The 7252-nt window shown below is 70.4% G+C and carries 1 protein-coding gene; it reads right to left on the bottom strand.

The annotated features are described in order from the left end of the window. On the bottom strand, positions 1 to 7252 hold a 7252-nt coding region (locus tag ABZ260_RS42975; protein WP_355629408.1), incomplete at both ends, for an SDR family NAD(P)-dependent oxidoreductase.

Below are 7252 nucleotides of genomic sequence, written 5' to 3' on the forward strand. Positions count from 1 at the left end.
CAAAACCGACCACCGCCATCGACACCGAATCGACCGCGGGGATCTCCGGCAGCGTGGTCCACTCCAGCCGGAACAGCCCGTCGCGTTCCGTCGCCTGGCCACCACCCGCGGCGGCGAGCTGAGCGGGCGAGAACGGGCGCAGCACCAGCGAGCGCGCCGACAGCACCGGCTCCCCGGCGGCGTCCACCGCGGTCAGCGACACCGCGTCTTCGCCCACCTTGGCCAGCCGGACGCGCAGCAGCGCCGCACCCGCGGCATGCAGGCTCACCTCACTCCAGGAGAACGGCAACCGGCCGCCCTCGGAATCGTCCAGCCCGGCGAAGGTCACCGCGTGCAACGCCGCGTCCAGCAGAGCCGGATGCATGCCGAACGAACCCGCGCTCGACTGCGTCTGCTCAGGCAGCGCGACCTCGGCGAACACCTCACCGTCAGCGCCACGCCAGACCGCCCGCAGCCCCTGGAACACCGGACCGTATCCGAACCCGCCCACGGCCAGTTCCTCATACAGCCCGTCCAGCTCGACAGCGGTCACGCCCTGCGGCGGCCACACCCCGGCGTCGAACGGCGCGGCAGAGGACGCGCCGGTAGCCAACGTTCCAGCGGCGTGCCGTGTCCACGGCACGTCGTCGGCGGCCTCCGCCGAGCGGGCGTAGATGTTCACGCTCCGGTGGCCCGACTCCTGCGCCGCGCCCACCCACACCTGGACCGCGACCGCGTCGTCCCCGCCCAGCACCAGCGGCGCGGTCAAGGTCAGCTCCTCAACCAGGTCACAGCCGACCTGATCACCCGCCCGGACCGCCAGCTCAAGGAAACCGGTACCCGGGAAGATCACCGTACCGGCCACCGCGTGATCGGCCAGCCACGGATGCGACCGCACCGACAGACGGCCGGTCAACAGCACCCCGTCGGAGTCGGCCAAGCCCACAGCGGCGCCCAGCAGCGGATGACCCGCCACCGCCAATCCCGCCGCAGCCACATTCCCCACCCGGGAACCCGCCGCCGCAGGCCAGAACCACTGGTGCTGGAAGGCGTAGGTCGGCAGATCGACCCAGCGCCCACCCGGCAGCACCGCCTGCCAGTCCACCGCCACACCGCGCACGAACAGCTCAGCCGCCGAGACCAGGACCCGATCCAGCCCGCCCTCATCACGCCGCAACGTGCCGGCGATCACGGCCTCCACCCCGGCCTCGTCCACGCATTCCTGGACACCGACCATCAGCACCGGATGCGGACTCACCTCCACGAACACCCGGTACCGCTGCTCCAGCAGCTGCCCGATCGCCGGGGCGAAGGCCACCGTGTTGCGCAGGTTGTCACACCAATACCCGCCGCCGAGTTCCGGCCCTTCCACCCACTGACCGGTCACCGTCGACAACATCGGCACCCGCACCGCACGCGGAGCCACCTCCGCCAGGACCTGAGCCAGCTCCTCACCGATCAGATCCACCTGAGCCGAATGCGAGGCATAATCCACCGCGATCCGCCGGACCCGCACCCCACCCTCGGTCAGTCGCTCCACCAGCTCCTCGACAGCTTGGACCTCACCTGCCACCACCACCGAGTTCGGGCCGTTGATCGCCGCGATCGACACCCGCCCATCCCCGGCCGACAACCGCTCACGCACCTGCTCGACCGGCAACGCCACCGACGCCATCGCCCCCAGGCCCGCCAACCGGTCGGCGATCAGACGACTGCGCAACGCCACCACCCGCGCGCCGTCCTGCAACGACAGACCACCCGCCACCACCGCAGCCGCGATCTCGCCCTGCGAATGGCCGACCACCGCGTCCGGGCGTACCCCCAACGACTCCCACACCGCCGCCAAAGAGACCATCACCGCGAACGAGGTCGGCTGGACCACATCCACCCGATCCAGCCCCGGAGCACCCTCCACCTGCCGGATCACATCCAGCAACGACCAGTCCGACCAGTCCACAAACGGCTCCAACGCCGCCGCACACTCCGCCATCCGACCGGCGAAGATCGGCGACTCCTCAAGAAGCCGCCCGCCCATACCCACCCACTGCGCCCCCTGACCCGGGAACACCCACACCGACTTCCCCATCACATCGGCCACACCCGCGACCACGCCACCGGCGGCAGGCTCACCCGAGGCAACCGCATCCAGGCCCGCCACCAGATCGCCGCGATCCCCGCCGACCACCACCGCACGGTGCTCGAACACCGACCGCGACACCACCAGCGAGGACCCCACATCCACCGGGTCCAGCTCGCTGTGCACGTCGAGATGCGCCGCCAGACGACGCGCCTGCGCCGACAACGCCTCAGAGGTCCTCGCCGACACCACCCACGGCACCACACCACCGGCCGAACCCGCAGGCTCACCCGCCGCCGGATGCACGACCTCTTCCGGCCCCTGCTCCAAGATCACGTGCGCGTTGGTGCCGCTGATCCCGAACGACGACACGGCGGCCCGGCGCGGGTGACCGTTTCGCTGCCACTCCACCGGCTCGGTCAGCAGCTCCACCGCGCCCGCCGACCAGTCCACATGCGAGGACGGCGCATCCACATGCAACGTCTTGGGCAGCATGCCGTGCCGCATGGCCATGACCATCTTGATCACGCCCGCGACACCGGCGGCGGCCTGCGTGTGACCGATGTTCGACTTCACCGACCCCAGCAGCAGCGGCCGGTCCTCCGGCCGATCCTGCCCGTAAGTCGCGAGCAGGGCCTGCGCCTCGATCGGGTCGCCCAACGTCGTACCAGTCCCGTGACCCTCCACCGCGTCCACCTCGGCGGGAGTCAGCCCGGCACCGGCCAGCGCCTGCCGGATCACCCGCTGCTGCGAAGGACCGTTCGGAGCGGTCAACCCATTGGACGCGCCGTCCTGGTTGACCGCCGACCCACGCACGACCGCCAGCACCTGATGGCCGTTACGGCGCGCGTCCGACAACCGCTCCAGCACCAGCATGCCCACGCCCTCGGCCCAGCTCACCCCATCGGCCGCCTCCGAGAAAGGCTTGCACCGGCCATCACCGGCCAGCCCACTCTGCGCGCTGAAGTCGATGAACGCTCCCGGGGTTGCCATGACGGTTACGCCACCGGCCAGCGCCAGCGAGCAGTCACCACCGCGCAGTGCCTGCGCCGCCAGATGCAGCGCCACCAGGGAGGACGAGCACGCGGTGTCCACCGTCACCGCCGGGCCCTCCAGCCCGAATATGTAAGAGATCCGGCCGGACAGCACACTTCCGGCGGTGCCGGTCCCCCTGAAGCTCATCACGTCCGGAGGGAACTCCAGACGAGACGATGTGTAGTCATGGTGCATCAATCCGGCGAACACGCCGGTACGGCTGCCGCGCAGCGAGGTCGGGTCCATGCCCGCCCGCTCGAAAGCCTCCCACGACGTCTCCAGCAGCAACCGCTGCTGCGGATCCATCGCCAGCGCCTCACGCGGCGAGATCCCGAAGAACCCCGGATCGAACTCCCCGGCCTCGTGCAGGAACCCGCCCTCACGCACATAGCTGGTCCCGCGGCTCTCCCGATCCGGGTTGTACAACCCATCGATATCCCAATTGCGGGTCGTCGGGAACTCGCTGATCCCGTCCTCGCCCTCGGCCACCAGCCGCCACAGATCCTCGGCAGAATTCACCCCGCCCGGATAGCGGCAGGCCATACCCACGATCACGATCGGGTCATCGGCCACCGACGGCAGCACCTGGGGCGCCGTGTCCAGGACTTCCGCCTGCGTACCCATCAGCTCGTCGAGCAGATGTTTGGCCAGCACGGCCGGGGTCGGGTAGTCGAACACCAGCGTGGCCGGCAACCGCAGCCCCGTCGCGGTGTTCAGCCGGTTACGCAGCTCAACCGCGGTGAGACTGTCGAAGCCCAGCTCGCGGAACTCCCGCCGCACCTCCACCGTGTCCGGCGTAGCGTGCCCCAGCACGAGCGCCACCTCGGTACGCAGCACATCCAGCAGGACCTCGATGCGTTCCGCGGCACCCAGGGGAGCAAGCCGCTGCGGCAATGTGCTCCCCACCCGCGGGGCAACGGCCGTCGAACGACGTACGGCGGGAACCAGCCCGCTCAGCATCGGCGGCAGCTCCGGATGCGCCCGCAACGCGGGCATGTTCAGCCGTACCGGAGCCACCGCCGCTTCGCCGGAGGCGACGGCCGCGTCAAACAACGCCATGCCCTGCGAGAGCGAGATCTGCTGCAGGCCGCCCATGCTCAACCGCTGAACGTCCACCTGCGACAACCGGCTGGTCATCCCGGCTTCCTGCGACCACGGCCCCCATGCCAGCGACACCGCCGGCAAGCCGGCCGCTCTCCGGTGCTGGATCAGCGCATCCAGGAACGCGTTGGCCGCCGCGTAGTTGCCCTGCCCGGGCCCGCCGAACGTGCCGGCCACAGAGGAGAACACTATGAACTCGGCCAGGTCGGTGTCGCGGGTGAGCTCGTGCAGGTGCCAGGCGGCGTCCACCTTGGGACGCAACACCCCGCCCATGCGCTCAGGCGTCAGCAGGGGGATCGTCCCGTCGTCCAGGACACCGGCCGTGTGGATCACCGCGGTCAGCGGGTGGTCGGCATTCACCTGCTCCAGCAGAGTCGCCACCGCGTCCCGATCCGAGGCGTCGCAGGCCACGACGTTCACCTGAGCACCGCCCGCGACCAGGTCCGTCCGCAGCTCCACCGCACCGGGAGCGTCCAGGCCGCTTCTGCTGGCCAGCAGAAGGTGCCGTACCCCGTGCTGGGCCACCAGATGCCGGGCCAGCTGCGCGCCCAGGCCTCCGGTGCCGCCGGTGATCAACACAGTGCCGTCCGGGTCCCACCGCCGGGGCATCGTCAGCACGATCTTGCCGGTATCCCGGGCCTGGGTCATGGACCGGAACGCCTCCCGGCCCCGCCGCACATCCCACGCCGTGAACGGCAACGGCCGCAACTCACCAGCCGCGAACAGCACCATGAGCTCGGCCATGATCTGCCGCAACCGCTCACGCACGGCATCCGTCACGTCGAACCACCGATACACCAGCCCCGGGAACTGCTCCTGGTCACGGGTGTCCAGCTTGCCCAGCTCCACGAACCGGCCGCCCGGGCGCAGTAACCGCGCCGAAGCGTCGATGAACTCCCCGGTCAGCGAGTTGAGGACCACATCGATCCCCCGCCCGCCGAACCGCTCCTCAAACTCCACGGTGCGAGACGACGCGATGTGATCATTGGGGATGCCCAGCGAACGCAGCACATCCCACTCGGCCGGGCTCGCTGTTGCGAACACCTCGGCACCCAGGCGCTGGGCCAGCTGGATCGCCGCCATCCCCACACCACCGGTGCCCGCGTGCACGAGCAGCGACTCACCCTGCCGCAGCCCGGCCAGGTCCATCAGCCCGTAATAGGCTGTCAGGAATGCGACCGGGATCGTCGAGGCCTGCTCGAAGGACATCCCGTCGGGGATCTTGGCCAGGACTTGGGCGTGGATGACCGCCACCGGGCCGAACGCACCTTCGGTCAAACCGACCACCCGGTCGCCCGGGCGCAGGTCGTCGACCTCGGGGCCGACCTCCAGAACCACCCCGGCGGCCTCGCCGCCCATCAGGCCGACCTTGTCCTGGAACCAGCCCAGCGCGTTGAGTCCGTCCGGCGCATCCCCGAAGTTCACCCCCGCGGCATGCACCGCCACCCGCACCTGCCCGGCCTCCAACGGCTCGGCGGCCTGCGGGAACGCGAGCAGCTCCAGCGCGTCCAGACTGCCCTTGGCCCGGCTGCCCAGCCGCCACGGCACCCCACCGGCCGGAGGCAGCAAGCCCGCCCCCGACGCAAGCGACGCCAACCGCGGCACCCGTACCCCTACCCCACGCACCGCCACCTGCGTTTCACCGCAGGCCAGCACGACGGGCAGCGCGGACAGGGCCGTCTCCGACTCCTCCACATCGGCCAGCAGGAACCGGCCCGGATTCTCCACCTCCGCGCTACGGACCAGCCCCCACACCGTGGCCGCAGCCGGGTTCGATACGGCCTCGCCGACGCCGGTCGCGACCGCGCCCCGGGTGACGAACACCAGGCGGGAGTTGCTGAACCGCTCATCGGCAAGCCACTGCTGCAGCAGGCCCAGAACACGTGTGGTCACCTCGTGCGCCGACTCCACCACATCCGCGGAATCGGCCACGTCGACCTCGACGGCCACCAGGTCGGGCACCCTGCCGAACGGCAGTTCCAGGGAATCGAGGTCGCCGGTGAGCTCGGCCACCTCCAACCCGATCACGGCGTCCACCGGGGAGACCGTCATCGGCACGTCAGTCCAATCCAGCCGGAACAGCGAGTCCCGCTCCATCCCACGATCGTGGGAAGCCGCGACGAACTGGTCGGCCGAGACCAGCCGCAGCACCAAGGAGCGCGCCGACAGCACCGGCTCCCCGGCGGCATCCACCGCCTCCAGCGACACGGAATCGTCACCGGTCCGAACCAGTCGCACGCGCAACGCCGACGCGCCTGCGGCCCGGAGGCTCACCTCACCCCACGAGAACGGCAATCTGCCGCCAGCCGTCTCCAGCCCGACGAACGACACCGAGTGCAGGACCGAGTCGAGCAACGCCGGATGCATGTCGAACAAACCGGCGTCTGTGACATGTTCTGGCAGAGCGACCTCGGCGAACACCTCGCCCTCCTCGCCGCGCCAAGCCGCTTTCAGGCCCTGGAACACCGGCCCGTAGCCGAGCCCGCCCTGGGCTAGCCGCTCGTACAGCCCGTCCAGCTCGATCGCGGTCGCGCCCTGCGGCGGCCACACGGTGGCGTCGAACCCGGCAGCCCGCGCATCACCCCCGGCGACGGAGCCACCGGCCTTGGCGGCAGGGCCCGCGGTCGTCAGCATGCCGGTGGCGTACCGCATCCACGGCAGGTGATCCTCAGCCTCGGCCAAGCGGGCGTAGATGGTGAGCATGCGCCTGCCTGACTCGTCCTGTGCGCCCACCGACACCTGGACCGCGACCGCGTCATCCTCACCCAGCACCAGCGGCGCGGCCAGCGTCAGCTCCTCCACCAGGTCGCAGCCGACCTGATCGCCGGCCCGGATCGCCAGCTCGAGGAACCCGGTGCCGGGGAACACCACCATCCCGCCCACAACGTGATCGGCCAGCCACGGATGCGACCGCAGCGACAACCGACCGGTCAGCAGCACACCGTCGGAGTCGGCCAAGCGAACGGCGGCGCCGAGCAGCGGATGCTCCGCCGCGGCCAGGCCCAGACCGCGGGCGTCCCCGATCTTCTTGCCAGTCGGCCAGAACAGCTGCCGCTGGAA

The sequence above is a fragment of the Streptosporangium sp. NPDC006013 genome, from assembly GCF_040614275.1.
GTDB lineage: Bacteria > Actinomycetota > Actinomycetes > Streptosporangiales > Streptosporangiaceae > Streptosporangium.